The 20,319-nt window shown below is 47.5% G+C and carries 18 protein-coding genes and 1 riboswitch; of the genes, 14 read left to right on the top strand and 4 right to left on the bottom strand.

From position 1 onward, the window contains the following. Positions 1-10: 10 nt before the first annotated feature. The 9 genes from T3H97_RS24840 to T3H97_RS24800 all read left to right on the top strand — a co-directional run bounded on the left by T3H97_RS24840 (position 11) and on the right by T3H97_RS24800 (position 9,795). Positions 11-970 (top strand): acetylxylan esterase, encoded by a 960-nt coding sequence (locus T3H97_RS24840; RefSeq protein WP_328801183.1) that lies wholly within the window; start codon positions 11-13, stop codon positions 968-970. Between the two features lie 57 nt (positions 971-1,027). Next, positions 1,028-1,127: riboswitch (purine riboswitch) on the top strand. A 68-nt stretch (positions 1,128-1,195) separates the two neighbouring features. Next, the gene (locus T3H97_RS24835; protein WP_328801182.1) at positions 1,196-2,374 is read left to right on the top strand and encodes an MFS transporter; all 1,179 of its coding nucleotides are present in this window, start codon (positions 1,196-1,198) and stop codon (positions 2,372-2,374) included. Between the two features lie 80 nt (positions 2,375-2,454). Next, positions 2,455-2,598, top strand: coding sequence for an RAxF-45 family protein (locus tag T3H97_RS24830; protein WP_016822706.1), 144 nt, complete (start codon positions 2,455-2,457; stop codon positions 2,596-2,598). Between the two features lie 103 nt (positions 2,599-2,701). Then, positions 2,702-4,726: a ribosomal protection-like ABC-F family protein gene (gene abc-f, locus T3H97_RS24825; protein WP_328801181.1), complete on the top strand. Its 2,025-nt coding sequence runs from the start codon at positions 2,702-2,704 to the stop codon at positions 4,724-4,726. A 343-nt stretch (positions 4,727-5,069) separates the two neighbouring features. After that, positions 5,070-5,798, top strand: coding sequence for an ABC transporter ATP-binding protein (locus T3H97_RS24820; protein WP_254328145.1), 729 nt, complete (start codon positions 5,070-5,072; stop codon positions 5,796-5,798). After that, a complete protein-coding gene (locus tag T3H97_RS24815; protein ID WP_328801180.1) occupies positions 5,795-6,595 on the top strand; it encodes an ABC transporter permease in 801 nt (266 codons plus the stop codon). The genes T3H97_RS24820 and T3H97_RS24815 overlap by 4 nt, the downstream gene beginning before the upstream one ends. Before the next feature lie 260 nt (positions 6,596-6,855). Next, entirely contained in the window at positions 6,856-8,088 is a 1,233-nt protein-coding gene (locus T3H97_RS24810; protein ID WP_328801179.1) for an ABC transporter substrate-binding protein, read from the top strand. A gap of 16 nt (positions 8,089-8,104) precedes the next feature. After that, entirely contained in the window at positions 8,105-8,971 is an 867-nt protein-coding gene (locus tag T3H97_RS24805) for a carbohydrate ABC transporter permease (protein WP_053326352.1), read from the top strand. Further along, positions 8,971-9,795, top strand: a complete 825-nt coding sequence (locus tag T3H97_RS24800; protein WP_023990874.1) for a carbohydrate ABC transporter permease — start codon at positions 8,971-8,973, stop codon at positions 9,793-9,795. Before T3H97_RS24805 ends, T3H97_RS24800 begins: the two co-directional genes overlap by 1 nt. Positions 9,796-9,901: 106 nt before the next feature. Here T3H97_RS24800 and T3H97_RS24795 read toward each other — a convergent pair whose 3' ends face one another. The 3 genes from T3H97_RS24795 to T3H97_RS24785 form a co-directional block, all read right to left on the bottom strand. Then, a complete protein-coding gene (locus T3H97_RS24795; RefSeq protein ID WP_328801178.1) occupies positions 9,902-11,587 on the bottom strand; it encodes a DUF4179 domain-containing protein in 1,686 nt (561 codons plus the stop codon). Continuing rightward, a complete protein-coding gene (locus T3H97_RS24790; protein WP_328801177.1) occupies positions 11,547-12,107 on the bottom strand; it encodes an RNA polymerase sigma factor in 561 nt (186 codons plus the stop codon). Before T3H97_RS24790 ends, T3H97_RS24795 begins: the two co-directional genes overlap by 41 nt. A gap of 235 nt (positions 12,108-12,342) precedes the next feature. Beyond that, on the bottom strand, positions 12,343-13,350 hold the full coding sequence (locus tag T3H97_RS24785) for an acrylyl-CoA reductase family protein (RefSeq protein WP_328801176.1): 1,008 nt from the start codon (positions 13,348-13,350) through the stop codon (positions 12,343-12,345). Between the two features lie 356 nt (positions 13,351-13,706). Between T3H97_RS24785 and T3H97_RS24780 the strand changes: the two genes are divergently transcribed. Together T3H97_RS24780 and T3H97_RS24775 are read left to right on the top strand one after the other, a co-directional pair. Beyond that, positions 13,707-15,116 carry an MATE family efflux transporter gene (locus T3H97_RS24780; protein ID WP_328801175.1) on the top strand — a complete coding sequence of 470 codons (1,410 nt, stop codon included), beginning with the start codon at positions 13,707-13,709 and terminating at the stop codon, positions 15,114-15,116. A gap of 224 nt (positions 15,117-15,340) precedes the next feature. Continuing rightward, a complete protein-coding gene (locus T3H97_RS24775) occupies positions 15,341-16,354 on the top strand; it encodes a LacI family DNA-binding transcriptional regulator (RefSeq protein ID WP_328801174.1) in 1,014 nt (337 codons plus the stop codon). Between the two features lie 179 nt (positions 16,355-16,533). Here T3H97_RS24775 and T3H97_RS24770 read toward each other — a convergent pair whose 3' ends face one another. Further along, positions 16,534-17,490, bottom strand: coding sequence for a sugar kinase (locus T3H97_RS24770; RefSeq protein WP_134904688.1), 957 nt, complete (start codon positions 17,488-17,490; stop codon positions 16,534-16,536). A 340-nt stretch (positions 17,491-17,830) separates the two neighbouring features. Here T3H97_RS24770 and kduI point away from each other — a divergent pair, with 340 nt between their 5' ends. The 3 genes from kduI (at position 17,831) to kduD (ending at position 20,211) form a co-directional block, all read left to right on the top strand. After that, positions 17,831-18,661, top strand: a complete 831-nt coding sequence (gene kduI, locus T3H97_RS24765) for a 5-dehydro-4-deoxy-D-glucuronate isomerase (protein ID WP_328801173.1) — start codon at positions 17,831-17,833, stop codon at positions 18,659-18,661. Between the two features lie 79 nt (positions 18,662-18,740). Beyond that, positions 18,741-19,385: a bifunctional 2-keto-4-hydroxyglutarate aldolase/2-keto-3-deoxy-6-phosphogluconate aldolase gene (locus T3H97_RS24760; RefSeq protein ID WP_328801172.1), complete on the top strand. Its 645-nt coding sequence runs from the start codon at positions 18,741-18,743 to the stop codon at positions 19,383-19,385. 49 nt (positions 19,386-19,434) lie between these two features. Further along, positions 19,435-20,211, top strand: a complete 777-nt coding sequence (gene kduD, locus T3H97_RS24755; protein ID WP_250240745.1) for a 2-dehydro-3-deoxy-D-gluconate 5-dehydrogenase KduD — start codon at positions 19,435-19,437, stop codon at positions 20,209-20,211. The last annotated feature ends 108 nt before the right edge of the window (positions 20,212-20,319 follow it).

Raw genomic sequence — 20,319 nt, 5'->3', positions numbered from 1 at the left:
GGGAACTTGAATGCCTGAGGATGTGACTTTACAGCAATTGCAGTCGTATATGGGGAGTAACCCGAAGCCGCCGGATTTTGACGTATACTGGGAACGGGCATTACAGGAGCTGGAGCAACAGCCGCTTGATTATACACTGGAGCCTGCTGATTTTGTCTCTCCGCTGGTGGAGTGTTACCATCTATATTTTACTGGAGTGGGCGGAGCAAAGGTTCATGGGAAGCTGGCTCGTCCCAAGCACCTTACGGAACAAGGGCCAGCTTTGGCCATGTTTCATGGATATTCCTGCGACAGTGGCGACTGGTTCGACAAGGTAAGCTATGCGGCACACGGATTCACCGTGCTGGCCATGGATTGCCGGGGGCAAGGAGGCCTGTCCGAGGACAATTTGCAGGTTCAAGGAACGACGGTTCGCGGCCATATCATCCGGGGGATTGACGACCCGGACCCGGATCGGTTGTATTACCGCAATGTATTTTTGGATACCGTGCAGACGGTGCGCATTTTGATGTCTATGGAGCAGGTCGATCCTGAACGGATCGGCGCATTTGGCTGCTCCCAGGGAGGGGCCTTGACGGTTGCCTGCGCTGCATTGGAGCCGCGTGTCCGTATGGCAGTTCCGGTATATCCGTTTCTGTCGGACTATAAAAGAGCCTGGATGCTGGATGCCACTACATCTGCATATGAAGAACTGGTTTATTATTTTCGTTGGTTTGATCCGAACCATCTGCGCGAGGAGGAGCTCTTTCACCGACTAGGCTACATCGATATTCAACATTTGGCAGATCGTATTCGTGGTCGTGTGTTGTTTGTGACAGGGCTGTCGGACATCATCTGTCCACCCTCCACGCAGTTTGCGGTGTACAATAAAATTGTATCAGACAAGGAAATACTCCTGTATCACGAATACGGCCATGAGTATCTACCCTATCTGTCGGATCGTGCTATGAGCGAATTTTTGCGGCTTTAGGGGGTTGAACTTAGCCACAGGCTCCTTTATAGTAATAGCTATAACCTTCGTGAATGCGTAATAAATGAATGCCCCATTTGTATAACCTCAATAATATGGTTTGAGGGTCTCTACCAGGAACCGATAAATCCTGATTACAAAAAGTGTACGTCTTGTACATTTCTTGTGGTCAGGATTTTTTTGCGTAATACGAGGGATTTACATGACAGCAAAGGAGCTAATGTAATGAACTTCAAAGTAGTTATTTTAACGATTGCGACCTTTACGGTGGGGCTGGTGGAACTGATTATCGGTGGCGTGCTACCCCAAATTGCACAGGATTTGAATGTCTCCGTAAGCACGGCAGGACAGCTTATCATGATCTATGCGCTCGTGTATGCTATTGCTGGGCCAACTTTGTTGGCGTTGACAGCCAAAATTGAACGAAAACGACTGTACCTGTGGTCGATGTTTATCTTTATTCTGGGAAGTCTGCTGGCCTTCTGGAGTCCGAATTATGCTGTCTTGTTTGTATCCCGTATCATTACCGCTGCAAGCGGGTCGCTGATCGTGACATTGTCACTGACCATTGCAGTCAAAGTGGTGTCCAAGGCTTATCAGGCCCGTGTCCTTGGTGTCATCTCCATGGGGGTTAGCTCCTCCATCGTCCTAGGTATTCCAGCCGGGGTGCTGATTGGAAATGCGTTTGGCTGGCGGGTGCTTTTCCTGATCATTGCCTTGTTAACGGTCGTTGCTATGATCGTTATCAACTTGTTTATGGAGCGGATTCCGACCGAACATGTTGTGCCTATGCGCGATCAGTTGAAATCCTTAAAAAATGTTAAAGTCATCAGTGCTCATCTGGTGACCACGCTGACACTGGCGGGCCATTACACGTTATATGCGTATTTCACTCCATTTTTAGAAAATATGATGGGCTTAAACGCTTCGTGGATTAGTGTGGCCTATTTTGTCTTTGGGCTGGCGGCAGTGAGCGGCGGATTTATTGGCGGCTCTTTGGCAGATCGGTTCGGCACAGCGAAAAGTATTCTAGTCGTCGTAGGCGTGTTTATCGCCGTGATGTTCTTGCTGCCATTCTCAATTCACTCGCTTTATGTATTTGCGCCACTGCTGATCATCTGGGGCATACTGAGTTGGGCCTTGTCGCCCCCGATGCAAAGTTATCTTATTGAAAATGCACCCGAATCGGGTAGTATTCAGCAAAGCTTTAATTTCTCCGCACTCCAGGTCGGAATCGCTCTGGGTTCTGCCTTGGGAGGGGTAGTGATTGAGAATAGTGAATCTGTTGCAACGAACGCTTGGGTGGGTGGCGCATTTGTGATTGTTGCTTTTGTCTGCGGCGTATTTTCGATTACCAGAGCCGGGACATCCCAGGCTGTCGGAGGGCACCATTCTGTTTCATAGTTTGCTGGACCATCACCCTCTTTTATAATACGAGCAAACATGTTATACTACACACAATTATGAAGAAGGAGGTGAGGTAGGTGAATCACGAGATGCTGAACAACCGTATTAGCCAGCTGCCGATTGCTATGGCTGGCATTGTTCATGCTTTTCCATACAACGGGAGAAGTCTGTCCAATTTTAATCATACGGTTGTAAACATCGCGAGAAGACGCCTACCTTAACTCGAACGGATTGCTGTATCTTCCGAAGAGTCGCGGGGTTGCTCCTGCGGCTCTTTTTGTGTTACCCGGGTAAGGGTCTTCCTAAAAAAAGGAGAGCCTGAACATGTATATAGTTAACGGTCAACAATTGAAAAAATACCACGCTGCCAATCTAATTTTGGATGGTGCATCGTTTGATATCCATACGGGAGAAAAGGTGGGACTTATTGGCCGCAACGGAAGCGGTAAAACCACCCTATTACGCCTAATCGCACGCTTGTCCCGCCCGGATGAAGGGCAGCTCGTCATCGCCAAGGATACGAAGATCGGCTATTTACCGCAAATTCCGGCGGAGTTTGAGAGCTTCACCGTGTACGAAACGCTGGCTTACGCCTATCGTGAGCTGAAGGATTGCCGCAATCAGATGAACACACTGGAACGGGAAATGTCAGATCCGATTGTGGTAGCGGATACGGGTCTTCTGGAGAAGCTGCTGCAATCGTATGCTTCCCTACAGGAACGGTTTGAGCGCAACGGCGGCTATGAAATGGATGCAAATATTGATCAGGTAGCGGATGGTCTGCGTATTCCCAAAGGAATGTATACGCGCAGCTTCGGCTCGCTGTCTGGTGGAGAGAAAACAAAAATCGCGCTGGCATCACAGCTCATCGGACGACCGGATTTGCTGCTGCTGGATGAGCCGACCAACCATCTGGATTTGAAAGGGCTGGAATGGCTGGAGCATTTTTTGCAGGGCTACACAGGCGCGTGTGTGGTTGTGTCCCATGATCGTTATTTTCTGGATCGGGTCGCCGTTAAAATGATTGAGCTTGAGGATGGCGAGGCGTTTACGTATTATACGAACTACAGCGGCTACGTTAAGGAAAAGGAAGAACGATTGCTACTGCAATTCGAAGATTATAAGGAACAGCAAAAGCGAATCAAAAAGATGAAAGAGGCCATTCGGCGTTTTGAAGAGTGGGGTCGCAACGGCGATAACGAAAAGTTTTTCAAAAAAGCAGCATCCATTCGTAAAGCACTGGAGCGTATGGAGTTGGTGAAGCGGCCTGTACTGGACCCGCAGGGGGCAGAATTTCACTTAAAGCTGGAGGATCGTTCCGGCCGCCGAGTGCTACAGTTTGAAGATATTGTTAAAGCTTATGGAGAGCGTCAGATATTAAGCGGGGCAACGGGCAGCCTGGAATTCGGTGAAAAGGTAGCCTTGTTGGGCGATAACGGCGCGGGTAAAACGACGCTGCTCAAGCTGTTGCTTGGTCAGGAAAGCGTAGATGCAGGCACGGTCCAGTGGGGCACGCGCGTAGAGTACGGATATTTGGCGCAGCAAGAGAGAGAACGGAATAGCCGGGCGACTGTGCTTGCTTACTTCAAGGAAGAAGCAGGGGTGGAAGAAGGCGAGGCACGCGGATTGCTAGCGAAGTATTTATTTTACGGTGCCGATGTGTTTAAACCCGTGAGCATGCTGTCCGGTGGCGAATGGTCCCGCTTGCGGCTGGCGTTGCTGGTCATAAAAAAGCCAAATTTGTTGGTGCTGGATGAGCCGACGAACCACCTGGACATTGACTCACGCGAGGCGCTGGAGGAAGCGCTGGACACCTACACGGGAACGGTGCTGGCGATTTCACATGACCGCTACTTTGTGAACAAGCTGGCAGGGCGCGTGTGGGAGCTGGAGGCTGGAAAGCTGACCTTTTATCTGGGTAGCTTTGATGAGTACCGAGCGAAGAAGCGGGAGCTGGAAAACGCCCGCTTGCTAAGTGAGGAGGATGCCGGGGTACGCTTGGCATCTGCAAGCAGAGCCGCATCTGGTGGCGGCTCGGGCACGGCTGCGCATTCCAGTGCAGCGAGCAGGGGCCCAGAGACGGCTGCGCGTACGGGAGCGACCTCGGGAGCCGATAAGGGTCGTGCTCGCACCGAGTCGGCAGGTCGCTTGGGGGCGCCCGTTGCATCCAGCGAGCGGTTGGAGCGGGCCATCGCCGCCAAAGAAGCAGAATTGGCGGCGGCGGATGCCGAGCTGGAGCTGCTCGGCACAAGCAGCGACACGATCCACATGGCGGAGCTGTGGGATGCGCGTGAGCGGCTGCAAGCCGAGCTGGACACGTTGCTCGGCGAGTGGGTTGAGCTGGAGTAGGTACAGGCTAGTAGTTACTGGATAGAAAACAGCTTATTCTATATAGAGGGTAGCCCTGAGGTAGAACGTTTACTGAAGGGCTACCTTTTTTGCAGTGTAAAGACAAAGATATCATCACGAAAATTAATGACCATTAATTAAGATAAATGGTATTGATGTATCATTATTATTATATTTTACATATAAAGAAAGTTGTTTGCATTTCGCAACATGTGATATTTTTTAAATGGAGTAGATAATATCATTCACTGTTAAATGAAGTTTATGTTGTCCATCAAGATCTTACATATCAAATGCACGCGTTGGAACTATGTTGTGATTTGTTATGGATGGAGGGAATCGTATGTCGGACTCCTTACTGGAGGTCAGTCAGGTAACGAAAAGAATGGGGAAAAGGCATTTGTTAGACCGTGTTTCCTTTAAGCTTCAGAAAGGGAAAATATATGGATTCATCGGACCTAATGGAGCTGGTAAAACTACAATGATGCGAATCATGACCGGATTAATGCAGCCAACCAGCGGCTCTGTAAAGATAGCTTCATATGATGTACAGACGGATCGGGAAAAGGCGCTTTCCAAGGTGGGGGCTATTATTGAATCTCCGGTCTTTTTTGATTATATGACAGGCAGACAGGTTTTGCGCAATTTATCACGGTTACACTCTGAGATTGTGCCCTCAGATCGGGAGATGCATATTGAAGAGTTGCTTACAAAGGTGAGGCTGGAAACGCGGGGAGATGACAAGGTGAAAACCTATTCGCTGGGAATGAAGCAAAGGCTAGGTATTGCGCAGTCCATGCTGGGTGCTCCTGAGCTTTTATTGCTGGATGAACCGTCCAATGGGCTTGATCCTATGGGAATGCGGGAGTTGAGAGATATTGTGCTTCAGCTACGTGATTCAGCGAATTATGCCTTTTTTATCTCCAGTCATCTGTTGGATGAACTGCAACAGATGTGTGACGAACTCATTGTTATCAAAGAGGGCAGGCTAGTTTGGCAGGGACCTGCTGATCAACTAGTAGAGGACGGTCAACGGCTAGAGGATGCTTTTATGGGATTGATGGGACTATGAAGTCATTAATATACAGTGAGTTCGAGCGATTATGGAGACGAAAGTGGTTCTGGCTCATGGTGTTATGTACGCCGCTGCTCGCTTGTTCGACAGGAGTATATTTTTTGCGCACGATGAAAGTTCCTGTTGAGGTATTATCTTTAAACTTTGTCGTTACTGGCCTGCGTGAGAATTTGTTTTTAGTATGCAACATAGCTGTAGCTGCTTTAGCTGCTGCTGTATACACGGAGGAATTTCGAAGCGGGCAACTGCGGTTGTTATTTACGCGCCGATTTACCCGCGGGGAGATTTTCTGGAGTAAGCTGCTGGTTTTAAATGCTACTATATTGTTTCTTCTCATTGTATTTGCAGTATCATCGCAGGTGATCGTTGAAGTATGGACTCTTTCATATGGTGTAAGTGATGTGGGGTTGTCCGGATCTCAAGGACTGCAGATGCTTAAATACTATGGTTGGGCGCTTGGCTCATTATTAGCAATAAGCTCCTTCTATTGTTTTATCGCGATGTACAGCAAAAGTGTAACGTATGCCATCGGTGTTTGTATAGTATACAATCTGGGCTCTCTGTTGTTTGATTCATTGTATTTAAAAGTGGCTTCTTTTGTTTCTCATATCCCATACCTATACAATGTGATTGCATTTATGATTATTCCATATATGCAGCATACAGGATTAGATAGGTCCTTAATGGGGAATTCGTCTGTGAATGGGGCGATTATCACCGTTGTTAGTCTATATCTTATCTTGTTTACTTGGGGCGCATACCGCCGTTTTGTGACTGATGATTATCTGTATTAGGGCATCCGTAACCTGAACATCATAAAAGTAAAAGAAAGATCCAACCGACCGTTTGAGGGTCAGTTGGATCTTTTTTAGCATGGGTTCCTCCTGATATCAGATTGTTGTAGCCATTGTTATAGTTGTAAGTTGACGTACATATGGACGGAAAATAAAAGATTATGGTTCATGCTGTAGCAGTATCGTTTCTTTTCCATAAGGGACGGGTATTAATTGTCTAGTCCCGCATAGATTGACATAGGGGAAAAGGAGGTATGAGCATGTGGTGTTGGGTCAAAAAGCTGTCTACACTGGCGGCGATCCTTTTATTGGCTATTTTTGTAAGCGCATGCAACAAGGGCGATGCTTCGGGTAAGGTAAAAATTGAATTTTTTCAAAACAAGCCGGAGGCCAAGGGTTCATTCGATAAGCTAATCTCTCAATTCAATCAAGAACATCCCGGTATTGAAGTGACACAGGTCAACCCGCCAGAGGCAGAGACCGTGTTATTGACCCGGGTTGTCAAAAACGATGTACCTGACATTGTAGGACTTGGGGCCACCGATACCTACTCCATTTTGGCACAAAGCGGTATTTTTACGGACCTGACGAATACAGAATTGCCACGTACGATTGACCCGATTTACCTTAAAATGCTTAAGGATGTAACCGGGGTCGATCCCGTGTATGGAATTCCTTATGCTGCGAATGCGAATGGTGTGATGTATAACAAAACGCTTTTTAAGGAAATGGGATTACAGGTGCCCAAAACGTGGGATGAGCTGATTGCAACGGCGCAAAAGATCAAGGCTGCTGGAAAAATCCCGTTCTATTTTACATATAAAGATGATTGGCAAACGAACCTCCCCTTTAATGCGCTGGGCCCGAATCTGGTGGGCATTGATTTTTTCCTGCAACGGCGTGAAAATCAGGTCACCTTTCAGGATAAGTACCGCGAGGTTGCGGAAAAGCAGCTGGAGCTACTGAAATACGGACATGGTGATAATTTTGGCAAAAACTATGCTGACGGTAATCGTGCCTTCGCTAACGGGCAGGGATTGATGTACATTCAGGGCTCGTGGGCCATATCTGAAATTCGCAAAGCCAACCCGAAAGTGGAGCTTGGGTTTTTTCCATTACCGACAGGGAATGACGAAAAGGCGGTCAAACTGGTGTCCGGTATAGATACGCTATTAGCCGTATCGGAGAGCACTCCGCATAAAAAGGAAGCCGAGGAGTTCATTTCCTTCTTGTTGAAGCCGGAGAACAGCAAGCAATACATTACAGAGCAAACGCTGTTTTCGGCGGTGAAGGGAGTTACGCAGGATGATCCGAGTGTGGCGGAGCTGTTGCCGTATTTTAAATCGGGCCGAGTCATTGATTTTGCCGATCACTATATTCCCAAAGCGGTCCAATTGAATTCTATTGTGCAGGCCTTCCTGCAAAACAGAGACATCGACGCTTATCTGGCCAAGCTGGACCGTGAATGGGATAAGGTAGCTAACCGCCGATAGGAGAGGAGGAGGAGACATGAATAAGCGACTAACGACTTTTTACTGGATGACGGTGCCGGCGGTGCTATTGTTTTTTGTATTTTTGACCTTGCCTGCCTTGCAGGGCTTTTATTATTCGCTTACGAACTGGAACGGCTTTGGTCATCAGTATCACTTTGTCGGGTTTAAGAACTATATTAATTTGTTTCAGGACGATAATGTGGGGAACGCATACTGGTTTACTTTCAAATTTGCGATTGTGGTTACCATTGCGACTAATATCCTTAGTTTGCTGATTGCGCTAGGGCTGAATGCTAAAATACGGTTTCGTAACTTTTTCCGGGGTATTTATTTTCTGCCTAATATTTTGAGCGTGTTGATCGTGGGTTACATATTCAATTACTTGTTCTCGAACGTGTTTACGATTTGGGGGCAAAATTTAGGTATTACCTCATTGTCGACGAACATTTTGGGCAGTGAACAACTGGCTTGGGTAGGAGTTGTCATCGTAGCTGTATGGCAGGGGATTGCCTTTAATACGATTCTCTATCTGGCCGGGCTGCAAACCATTCCGACAAGTCTGTATGAGGCGTCCAACCTGGACGGTGCGGGTAAATGGCGCGAATTCTGGAGCATTACCTTTCCATTAATTGCACCGTTTTTTACGATCAATATGGTATTGGCGATGAAAAATTCCCTGATGGTGTTCGATCAGATCGTGGCTTTGACGAATGGCGGGCCGGGACGAGCCACCCAGTCGATTTCCCACCTGATATACACCGGGGGATTTAGAGGCGGAGAATTTGCTTATCAGTCGGCTAACTCTGTTATTTACTTTATTGTGATCGCGATCATTTCCATCTTACAGCTGCGATTCCTCCAGAGAAGGGAGATGGATAACTGATGAAAACAAGCAGACGTACCAACTGGCCTGTGCTGCTTCTGGTAGCGTTGGGGACAATATTTATCCTGTTTCCCCTCTATATGACGGTGACGATCGCACTTAAAAATCCCGAGCAGATGGCGCATTCCGCCTTTGCCTTTCCGACCGAGCTGCATTGGGAGAATTTTAGTCGTGCAGTAGAAATGACCAACTTCTTCAGCGCTTTTCAGAACAGTGTGATGGTCACGACATCGACGGTCATACTGACTTTGCTAACCAATTCGATGGTCGCTTATGCGATTGCCCGTAATATGCAGCGACGATTTTTTAAGGGATTATATTTTTATTTTGTGAGCGCCATGTTTATACCGTTCCCGATCATCATGCTGCCGATTGTAAAACTGGCCTCGGGCCTTCATATGACTAATCTGTTGGGTCTCATTATGCTGCATACGGTGTATGGTTTGGCGTTTAATGTCTTCGTGTATGTCGGTTATATTCGCTCCATTCCGGTGGCATTGGAAGAGGCAGCCACGGTAGATGGTGCGACGACATGGGGGACTTTTTGGCGCATTATATTCCCGCTGATGGCGCCGATTAGTGCTACGGTGGGAATTCTCACTTGTCTGTCCACATATAACGATTTCCTGCTGCCGCTCATTATTATTAGCGATGCGGAGCAGTATACACTGCCGCTCGTTCAGTATGTGTTCCAGGGGCAGTTCAATACCGACTTTAATTTGGCCTTTGCCTCGTATCTAATGGCCTTGCTGCCGATGATTATTGTCTATTTGATTGCACAAAAATGGATTATCAATGGCGTTACGCAAGGTTCTGTGAAATAGGGAGAGAGTCAATCGTTTCAGGCAGACTGTGCCTTCCTAGGAAAATAAAAAGGGGTTCCCTATACCACGGTTCACAGGTATAGAGGACCCTCTTTTTATAGCATTGCTATTTGGATGCTTCGCTGTTGCTTGTCATAGGCTGTAAGGGTACGGTTGTCTCTGCTTCCGGGTCGTCCGTTGTATAGTAGAACATATAAATGGAAGCTCCCTTCCCTTTGAAGTTCTTATAGACATCCACTGCCTTGTTATTGCCATCTCCGGTGAAATTGGCTGTGATCGGCTTGCCAATAATCCGTTCTTTACCCAGGCCAATATGCGTCTGGTTAATCCCTCCAAAGTGAGCGTCCTCGCTTTCGGTTTCTACGAATAAGTCTGATCCCTGTTTGTAGTAGGTCCACTTCACAGGATAGCCACCGATTTGCGTCGTTAGCGTCTGCTTTTGCTCAGAAATATCAGTTAAACGCTGTGGCGTTTTGTCGTCCGAATGGGTCGTAACCTTGTATTTGCCTGTAAAAGTAATGGGAGTGTCCTTGGTAATCACAAGATTGGACGGCCTTTCAAAACGGATTGTGTACAGATCGCGTTCCTGATTAGGTGAAGACCAACGGTTACCCTCTAACGTTGTGCTGTTCACAGAAAGAAAGTACTTTTGATAAGGGATCATGGCGAATTTCTCCTTGCTTCTGAGCGTGACGCGGATTTGTGTAGGTGTGACAATCATTTGTTCTAGCAAAACATTCCGATTGCCTTTTTCCAGTGGGATATTCAGCACACTTTTAATCGTCCCGCTTTCCATCTTCTTCTTGCTTAGCTGCAGGTCAAATTTTATAGGTTCATTTATACTTTTCTCGGTTTGCGCATATTGAAGTTTGAAGGTAGTCTGTCCTTCCGGCATATCCACTTTGGAAAAATATTGCTGTGCTGTATACTCCCCGTTATCACCGGGCTTGCCAAAAGCCCCTCCAGGCTGCGACATCACAGGCTCGTCGCCTTTGTAGGCAATAATTTGTGGATTGTCCCATCTCTTTGGTATCGACGAATCGAAGGTAATCGCTGAGGACAGCATCAGTTTGTCCTTACCTTGTTCGAATACCTGTACCTTCATATCTTGTAAGCCGCTACGATCCAGCTTGAACGTCTGTATTTGAGGCGACCGAATATCGAGCGGCAAATCCAGTTCCTGAACGCTGGTGAGCTCTATATGGTCTATGGTCAGCTGCACGTTCTCTGTTTCTTGCTGCGGTGTCCAATCACTTTCAAAGTACCCGTTGTACCGCTGATTTGTCGGGTCCCATTGCTGGAAGTTATATTCCCCTGCACTGCTTTCCCCCGCAGCACTTTTTAGCGATACGCCTTTGACATTCCAAAACTCGTTCTCTGCTCGTTTTCCGACCTCCAAGCTGTACAGAATCACGGTCCGGTTCTCATCGACAATAGCGGTATGCAGCGTCAGCTTCACTCCGTCTCTGGTTACGGATTGCTCCAAGGGCTGTCCAAGGTCTTGATTTAGTGCCGTCTGAATGCCGCTTCTTCCGTGCAGCAGATTGTCCCAATTATAATGGATGGCGGCATAGACGGGAACGGCAACGAGAAGTGCACTCAGAGAGGCGGCGATAGCTATTTTGCGCCAATTTCTATGTCGGTGCGGAGTGAATGAATCGAAAGTGTCGGTTAGCGTAGGGGCAGTATGCCCTGTCTGTTCCATTCGGTTCCACATCTCATCGAAGTCAGGATAGGCCATTTCCGAATCATCATTTAACTTGCGCTTCAATGCCTTTTCTACGTTGTTCATAGTTCTCTCCTTCCATCTCGGGAATTTGTACCCCTGCATCCCGCAGTATTTGCTCCAATAACTTTAGTCCTTTGTGAGTCCTCGATTTGACGGTTCCCAGCGGAATTTCCAGCAGTTTTGATATTTCCGCCAGCGTGAAATCATGCATATAGCGGAGTGCCAGTACAGCGCGGATTTTGGCTGGAAGGCGATTCATATAAACGGCCCATTCCTCTGCCGATTCGCGTTCTTCCACCAGCCTGTCTACAGGCTTACCTTCCGCCCCGCTAAATAGATAGGGATTAGCCGATACCTTCAAATGCAGGCTTTTCTGGCGTTTAAGGTAATTCAGACAATGATTGACCGTAATTTTCATAATCCAGGCTTTTAGTTGTTCGATTTGTTCACGATTGCTGCGAAACAGGATGATAAACACTTCCTGCGTTAAATCCTCTGCATCCGATGCATTATGTACCATGTAGTAGCAGGTTCGGTATACATCTCGTTGATACAAATCAAACAACTCTCGATTGCTCTCCAATGATGTGCTCTCCTTTCTCGTGCAGTTTATCTATATAACAACTGAGTTCCTCAAAAGGTTCATTTGGTTGCGAAAAGTAAACCGTCTGCTTCAAATGTACCACACGAAAAAAAGAAGCCTGTAAATCTCAAAACTGCAGATTTACAGGCTTCTTACATGTTCCTAAGCTAGACCCTATAGGATGACACTTCTTCACGTGAAAATACGTCAATGGATAGCTTGCGACCTACTCCGCTTAGTCAACCAGCTGTACTAGCGTTCTTCCTTGCGAGCGGGCTGCAAGGATGTCTTCGAGCGCGCTTGGCAGGTCAGCCAATCCGACTTCGCGCTCAACAAGCTGCTCCAGCTGTTCCGGCTTCCATTCATTGCCGAGCCGCTCCCAGATTGCTACGCGGGTGTCGTATGGGCAGAAGACAGAGTCAATGCCCAGCAGACTTACACCGCGCAAAATAAACGGCAGCACCGTCGTAGGCAGCTTGGTCCCTGCCGTCAGGCCGCTCACTGCCACGGAGCCGTTGTAGGCGATCTGGCTGAGCAGCGAAGCGAGCGGCTTTCCGCCTACAGGATCAACAGCCGCTTGCCAAAGCTGCTTGCCCAGCGGGCGGATGCTCTCCGCACCGTCGTAGACCTCCTCGCGGGAGATGACCTCGGCTGCTCCGAGCGCCTTGAGGTAATCGTGAGCATCAGCCTTGCCACTGCTGGCTACGACATGGTAGCCTCTCTTGTTCAACAGGGCAATAGCTGCCCCGCCTACGCCGCCCGTCGCTCCGGTGACGAGTACCTTGCCCTGCTTCGGAGTAACGCCGTTTTGTTCCAGCCGATATAACGACAGGGCTGCGGTGAATCCGGCTGTTCCGAAAATCATCGACTCTCTCGGCGTGAGTCCGTCTGGAAGTGGAACCACCCAGTCCGCAGGCACACGTGCATATTGGCTGAATCCCCCGAATTGAGACACACCCAGCCCGTATCCGGTAACGAGCACCGCTTGCCCTTCGCTAAAGCGGCTATCCTCCGAAGAGACGACGGTTCCCGAGCAATCTATGCCTGGTATGAACGGATAGGATTTGACAATATTGCCATCCTTGCGGGCAGCAAGCCCATCTTTATAATTGATACTGGAATAAGCGACACGAATCAATACTTCTCCAGCAGGTAAACTGCTAGCTTCCAGAGAACGTACCTCTGCTTGAACTTCACCGTCCTGCGTCTGATCGACGACAAGAGCCTGAAATGATTGAGTCATCTGTAAAAGCCTCCTTTATTACCTTTTAACCCTGTGAATGTCCTATATATTCCATCTTTAATTCACAAATTATGCTTAGAAGCATACAACAATCTGCACAACCTGTCAGCGGCAATGCTCACAGGCTCGTATTCTATTATACTCTTTAGCTCATAATTGCGTCGAAAAGACCAGACTACTGGTATATTCTTGCAATATCCTGTTTCAATAAAGTTCGATAATCAATTATAAAGAGAGTGATAAATGAATTCTTACGTATTTTGCAAATCATTTTACGTAAACGGGATGTATTTTCAGAATTACTGTGCTAACATACCTTTTGATCGTTAAATAAATCTATGAAGAAAGGTGAATGAATGACAACCAGAGCACTAAAAAAAGGTTCGGTATTGTCCGAAGCTAAGGAATTGAATTTGTTCCGTTTAACATGGCCTATTTTCCTTGAATTGTTTCTGTTTATGCTAATGGGGAGCGTCGACACGTTCATGATCAGTTCTGTATCTGATAATGCGGTGTCGGGTGTGGGCGCGTCCAATCAAATTATTTCAATTGCTATCCTTGTACTGGAGGTTATCGGCAACGGCGCTGCTATCGTCGTAGCTCAATATATCGGTTCTAAGAAACTAGTCGAAGCGGCCCAGGTTACAGGTACGGCCATTACGTTGAATTTGATGGTAGGTCTTTTGCTTAGCGTAATTTTTCTTGTGTTTGGTACTCATATGTTGCAATGGCTGAATGTCCAGGGAGATATTCTGACGTACGCGGAATCCTATATGAGTATCGTCGGGGGTGCCATTTTTCTTCAGGCATTGATTAATGCGCTGGCGGCGACCATTCGTACACATGGTTTTACCAAAGAAACGATGTATGTATCGGTTTTTATGAACGTGATCCACGTGGTCGGCAACTATGTTTTGATTTTTGGGCATTGGGGAATGCCTGCACTTGGAGTAGAGGGTGCTGCTATTTCTACAGTAGGTAGCCGCTTTATTTGTCTCTTGATCTTCTTCTGGCTGATGTACCGGGTCACTGAGGTTCGTGTCGAGTGGAAATATTACGTCCAATTGTCCAAAAAGTTCATCTCTAAAATATTGCGCATTGGTGTACCATCCGCGCTGGAGTCCATTATGTATCAGTCGTGTCAGCTCATCTTCACACTGTACGTGACTTATCTGGGCGCAGAAGCAATGGCGACACGTCAATATGCAAATAATATTTCGAGCTATATTTACTTGTTCAGTATGGCAGTCGGTATGGGTACGGCTATTGTGGTAGGAAGGCTCGTGGGAGCCAGACAGAAGGATACTGCCTATAAACGTGTACTGACCAGTGTGAAATGGGCGCTACTCGTGACCGTGATTATTGATGCGGTGGTCATCTTTTTCCGTGTTCCCTTGCTTGGTTTGTTCACGGAAAACCCTGAAATTATTCGTTTGGGAGCACAGGTCATTTTACTTAGCATTCTGCTAGAAACTGGTCGGACCACGAATATCGTCATTATTAACTCGTTGCGTGCTGCTGGAGATGCCAAGTTCCCGGTCTTTATGGGTCTGATCTCCATGGTTTGCATGAGCTTGCCGCTTGGTTATCTGCTTGTGTTCAAGCTGGACATGGGGCTCGCCGGCGTGTGGCTGGCGATTGCTGCTGATGAATGGACTCGTGCTGTCATCATGTATGCCCGCTGGAAAAGCCGGTTATGGGAAAAGCATGCGCTGGTCGAGCACGATACACCAGATCAGTCTGCAACGCCCGTTCTGGCACACTGATCCGAGTAGTATTTATGGTTACGTGGAGGCAGTTCAAGAGAACATCTTGAGCTGCCTCTTTTTGCTGCTGGAGAACCATACTTCTACACGGTGGCACGATAGGCAACTTTGAAGTTCGACTTATATCATAATGGCATTCATAAATAGAAGTATGGTAAATTTACTAAAAAAAAGATATACTTTTGTTGCACTAACGCAGTACATGAAAGACAAGGAGTGTACCGATGAAGAAGCCGACGATCGAAGATGTTGCCCAGAAGGCAGGAGTGTCTAAAAGCACTGTCTCGCAATTTCTGAACAAACGATATAAATATATGAGCGACCAGACCAGAGACCGGATTGCCGAGGTTATTCAAGAGCTGAACTATCAGCCTAACGGGCTGGCCCGCAGCTTGAAGCAAAACCGGACGTTTATGGTGGGGGTCATTGTAGCCAACATTGACTATACCCTTTCGATCCAGTCTATCCGTGCGATTGAGGAGGAATTGCAGCGTTTTGGCATTCAGGTGATCATTTGCAACGCCGATGAAAACCCGGACAAGGAGGGCCAGTATATTGAGATGCTCAAGGCTCGGCAGGTGGACGGCCTGATCATCTTCCCGACAGGCAAGCATGCAGATATTTACAACCAGCTCATTCGTGAAAAGTATCCGTTAGTGTTTTTGGACCGTTTGGTAGACGGGGTGAATACGCGCAGCCTGCTACTGGATAACGAAATGGCGATTAAGCTGGCGATTCAGGAACTTGTGGCTCACAAACATGAACGAATTGCGCTGATTACTTTGCCCCTTGGCTTGAATCGGATTACTCCACGAGTGGAGCGGCTCAGCGGATACAAGAAGGCGCTGGAGGAGCATGGCTTGCCATTTCGAGAAGAGTATATGCGCAGTGTGCCGAGAGAAGAAATCCAGCAGACGCTGAAGGAATTGTTCCAAATGCCAAAGCCGCCGACTGCGCTGTTGGCCGGGAATGATATTGTGCTAGCAGAGGCGCTGAAATATGTGAATGCCCGCCGTATACGCATTCCGGTGGAATTGTCTATTATCGGGATTGACGATGCGGAGTTTGCCCATATTTACAATCCGCCGATTACGACCATTACACAACCGATTGCGGATATGGGGAAGCAGGCGGCAAAAACACTGCTGTCCAGCATTGAGGAAGGCGGCGAATCGGTTCCGATTATTTACCGATTTTTGCCGGATATCAATCGGGGAGAATCAGTTAAAACGTTGTAGACGAGCATCATGTCATATATTTTAAATAGCCCGTATTCCTTTGTACGACCTGAGCTTGAGTATGCTACTCAGGTCACACAAATGCGAATACGGGCTATTGAAAGTTAAGGCCGACTTCTTTCGGCCTTGTTGAGCTTGCGCTAATAAGCGATGAAGGCTATGCGGGGAATGGAACCGGATTAATTCGTGCTAGCACTAAGCAAAAAGGATTCCAGCTCGGCTCGTGTCGGATAGCCGTCCATATCTCCAGCTGACATGACAGCCAGTGCGCCGAGGGCATTACCGCGTTTGACTGCTTCTGCCAGGGGCAAGCCCTCCAGTAGCGCGCTGATAACGCCTGCGGCAAATCCGTCACCCGCGCCGACGGTATCAACGACATGCTCTACGCGGAAGCGTTTGACGTATCCCTCAGCATCTGCGGATTTGTAATATGCGCCTTCGGTTCCCAGCTTGATGATGACCAGCGAGGTACCTCGGTCAAGATAGAAGGAAGCGATATCCTCTGGTGAGGTGTAGCCTGTCAATATTTTACCTTCATGAATGCCCGGTAGAAGCCAGTCGCACCCCTCAGATGCCTCGTTAATCGCCTCCACCATCGTTTGCGTGTCAGGCCATAATTTCGGTCTGAGGTTCGGATCAAAGGATACGGTTTTGCCAGCCTTTTTCATAAATTGCCGCGCATGACGTGCAAAATCACGGCACTCAGGGGAGAGGGCGACAGAAATACCTGTAAAATGCAGATGGCGAGCTCCGGAAAAGTAAGCCTCGTTAAAATCAGCGATGCTTAATGTAGAAGCGGCGGAATGTTTGCGGAAATATTCCACCTCGGGGTCCCCACTTGTAACTTTGGATTTAATCAGCATTCCGGTAGAGTGGTCTTTGGTAAACATGACGTTCTGTGTGTCGATCCCTTCCTCACGTAGCGCACTGGCAATGAACTTGCCGAACGTATCCTCGCCGAGTTTGGTCACGAGTCCCGCCCGTAGCCCCAAACGCGCCAAACCAGCTGAAACATTCGTCTCCGCCCCGGCTAACGCTTTGGTGAATGAACGCACCTCATCCAGAGAGCCTGCTTCATTGGCATAAAACATGGCCATCGGTTCTCCGAAGGTAACAGCATCCAATGTTGCGGTCATTTGTATTCCTCCTTATGTTTAGTAAACTTAATCTGTAAGCGTATGCACCAACTGAATAAATTGAAATTATCACATAAATCGGTTTTTCACAATGATGAAGTTGATATATTGGCTAAAAACTTTTTGGGTAATACAGATAAAAAAATGTGATTTTGTTTATCAAAAGGTAAAAAGCGTGTAAAACTTCGTACGTATTAAGGGTTTTTCTAGGAATAGTGAAGTTTTGGGTTGACACCCTCTTAGATAATTATTACAATTCTAGCTAAGAAGTAGAGTTAGAAACCGCTTTTATAACAATTCCGTTGATAAAAAAGTTTATCTAAACAGGAGGAATGTTTTTATGGAAATGCGTTATTCAACTCATCCCGAACATGCCAAGCATTTTACGACTGAAGAGTTGCGTCAGCACTATTTGATCCAGGAACTGTTTGTACCTGAGGAGGTAAAGCTGATCTATACGCATGAAGATCGTGTCATTATCGGGGGCATTTATCCCGTGAATAAATCTGTTGCACTGGAAGGTAACGATCAAATCAAAGCGGAAACTTTCCTGGAGCGCCGCGAACTGGGCATTTTTAATGTCGGCGGCAGCGGTACGGTCAAGGTGGACGGTGATACTTACGAGCTGGCCACAAAAGACTGTCTCTATGTAGGCAGAGGGGGCAAGGAGCTGATCTTTGAAAGCGATTCCAGTGAAAAGCCTGCGAAATTTTATATCGTTTCAGCTTTGGCTCATACCACGTATCCGACGACGAAGCAGTCTTTTGCCGATGTACCGTCTGAAAGTCTGGGTTCGCAGGAAACAGCCAACAACCGTACGTTGCGTCGCTTTATCCATGATGAAGGCATTCAAAGTTGCCAATTGGTTATGGGGATGACGACGTTGGAGAACGGCAGTGTGTGGAACTCCATGCCGACACATGTTCATGACCGTCGTATGGAAGTGTATTTCTACTTTGAACTGGATGAGAATGCGAGAATGTTCCACCTGATGGGTGAACCGAACGAAACGCGCCATCTGGTGATGAAGAATGATGAAGCCGTTATTTCTCCACCTTGGTCTATCCACTGCGGTGCGGCTACGGGCAGCTATACCTTCATTTGGGGCATGGCCGGTGAAAATAAAACATACAAAGACATGGATCAGGTTGCCATGAGCGAGTTGCGTTAATCCGATCAGTGTGTTGGAGCGTATACCTGCAAGCGGCTGAGGGTACATGGTCATCCCATTCGTGGAAAGGATCAGGAACATGACGAAAAAGAAAGTTTTGGAACATATCACTTCAGTAGGTGTCGTCGCAGTCATTCGAGGAAACACGGCGGAGGAAGCATATCAAATGTCCAAAGCCTGTATTGAAGGCGGCTTGGATAATATTGAGCTTACATTTACGACGCCGGATGCGGATCAGGTCATTCGAAGATTGAGAGACGAATTTAAGGATCGGGCAGTGATTGGTGCAGGAACGGTACTAGAGTCACTGACGGCAAGAATTGCCATTCTGGCCGGAGCAGAGTTTGTCGTGAGTCCTTCTTTTGAAGAAGAAACAGCGAAGCTATGTAATTTGTACGCCATCCCTTATATGCCCGGCTGTATGACGCTGAATGAGATCAAAGAAGCCATGAAATTGGGTAGTGATGTCGTGAAGTTGTTCCCAGGAAGTGCGATGGGGGCAGACTTTGTTAAGGCCGTCAGAGGTCCAATGCCTCATGTACAGATTATGCCAACTGGTGGCGTTGATCTGGACAACATGGAAACTTGGCTGCGTAACGGATGTGTGGCCGTGGGAATTGGGGGCAATTTGACGGCTCCAGCCAAGGAAGGCCGCTACGACTTGATCACAGAAAATGCAGCACGTTATGTAGCTAAATATAAGGAAGTACGCGCAGCGCTGTAGGCTTCAGGAAATATAGGTTTTTATACTAATTTGTGATGGAGGCGTAGGCATGGGTCTGGACAATTTTTCATTGGATTTTTTCAGTCTAAAAGGTAAAACGGCGATTGTAACAGGAGGCAACACTGGTTTGGGTCAAGGATATTCCGTAGCTTTGGCCAAAGCAGGTGCAAACCTGTTTATTGTAGCTAACAATGATGAATATGAAGAAACAAGACGTTTGCTGGAGCCAACGGGTGTGAAGGTTGCCTTTTATCAGGCTGATCTGACAGAGAAAGAATCCATTAAAAAAATTGTGGAAGAATGCGTCAATGAATTCGGTAATATTGATATCCTTGTAAACAATGCGGGTACGATTCGTCGCGCCCCCCTGCTGGAGTACAAAGATGAGGATTGGGACGCTGTCATGGAGATTAACCTGAATGCCGTATATCATCTGAGCCAGGAAGTGGCAAAGGTGATGGTAGAGCAAAAAAGCGGGAAGATTATCAATGTCGCTTCTATGCTTGCTTTTCAGGGTGGGAAATTCGTTCCGCCGTATACAGCGAGCAAGCATGCGGTAGCTGGTTTGACCAAGGCATTTGCGAACGAGCTGGCAGTTCATAACGTTCAGATTAATGCGATTGCGCCGGGTTATATTGCTACGGCAAACACGGCTCCAATCCGTGCGGATGAAAGTCGCAATCAAGAAATCCTGTCGCGTATTCCTGCGGGTCGTTGGGGCGATCCGTCTGATTTGATGGGAGTTGTGGTTTTCCTCGCCAGTCAGGGTTCCGACTACATGAACGGTCATATCTTGGCGGTGGACGGCGGCTGGCTGGTACGTTAAGCAGCGCTGGTCGCATCGAAGTTTATGAACTGAAAGCTGCCTCAAAAGGAAACTATCCTTTCAGGCAGCTTTTATTTTTTCAATGAGGCTATATGCTGAACTTGAAGA

This window comes from Paenibacillus sp. LX16 (genome assembly GCF_036252815.1).
Lineage (GTDB): Bacteria > Bacillota > Bacilli > Paenibacillales > Paenibacillaceae > Paenibacillus > Paenibacillus polymyxa_B.
The sequence above is the reverse complement of the archived record's forward strand: the minus strand, read 5'-3'. Positions and strand labels throughout refer to the sequence as shown.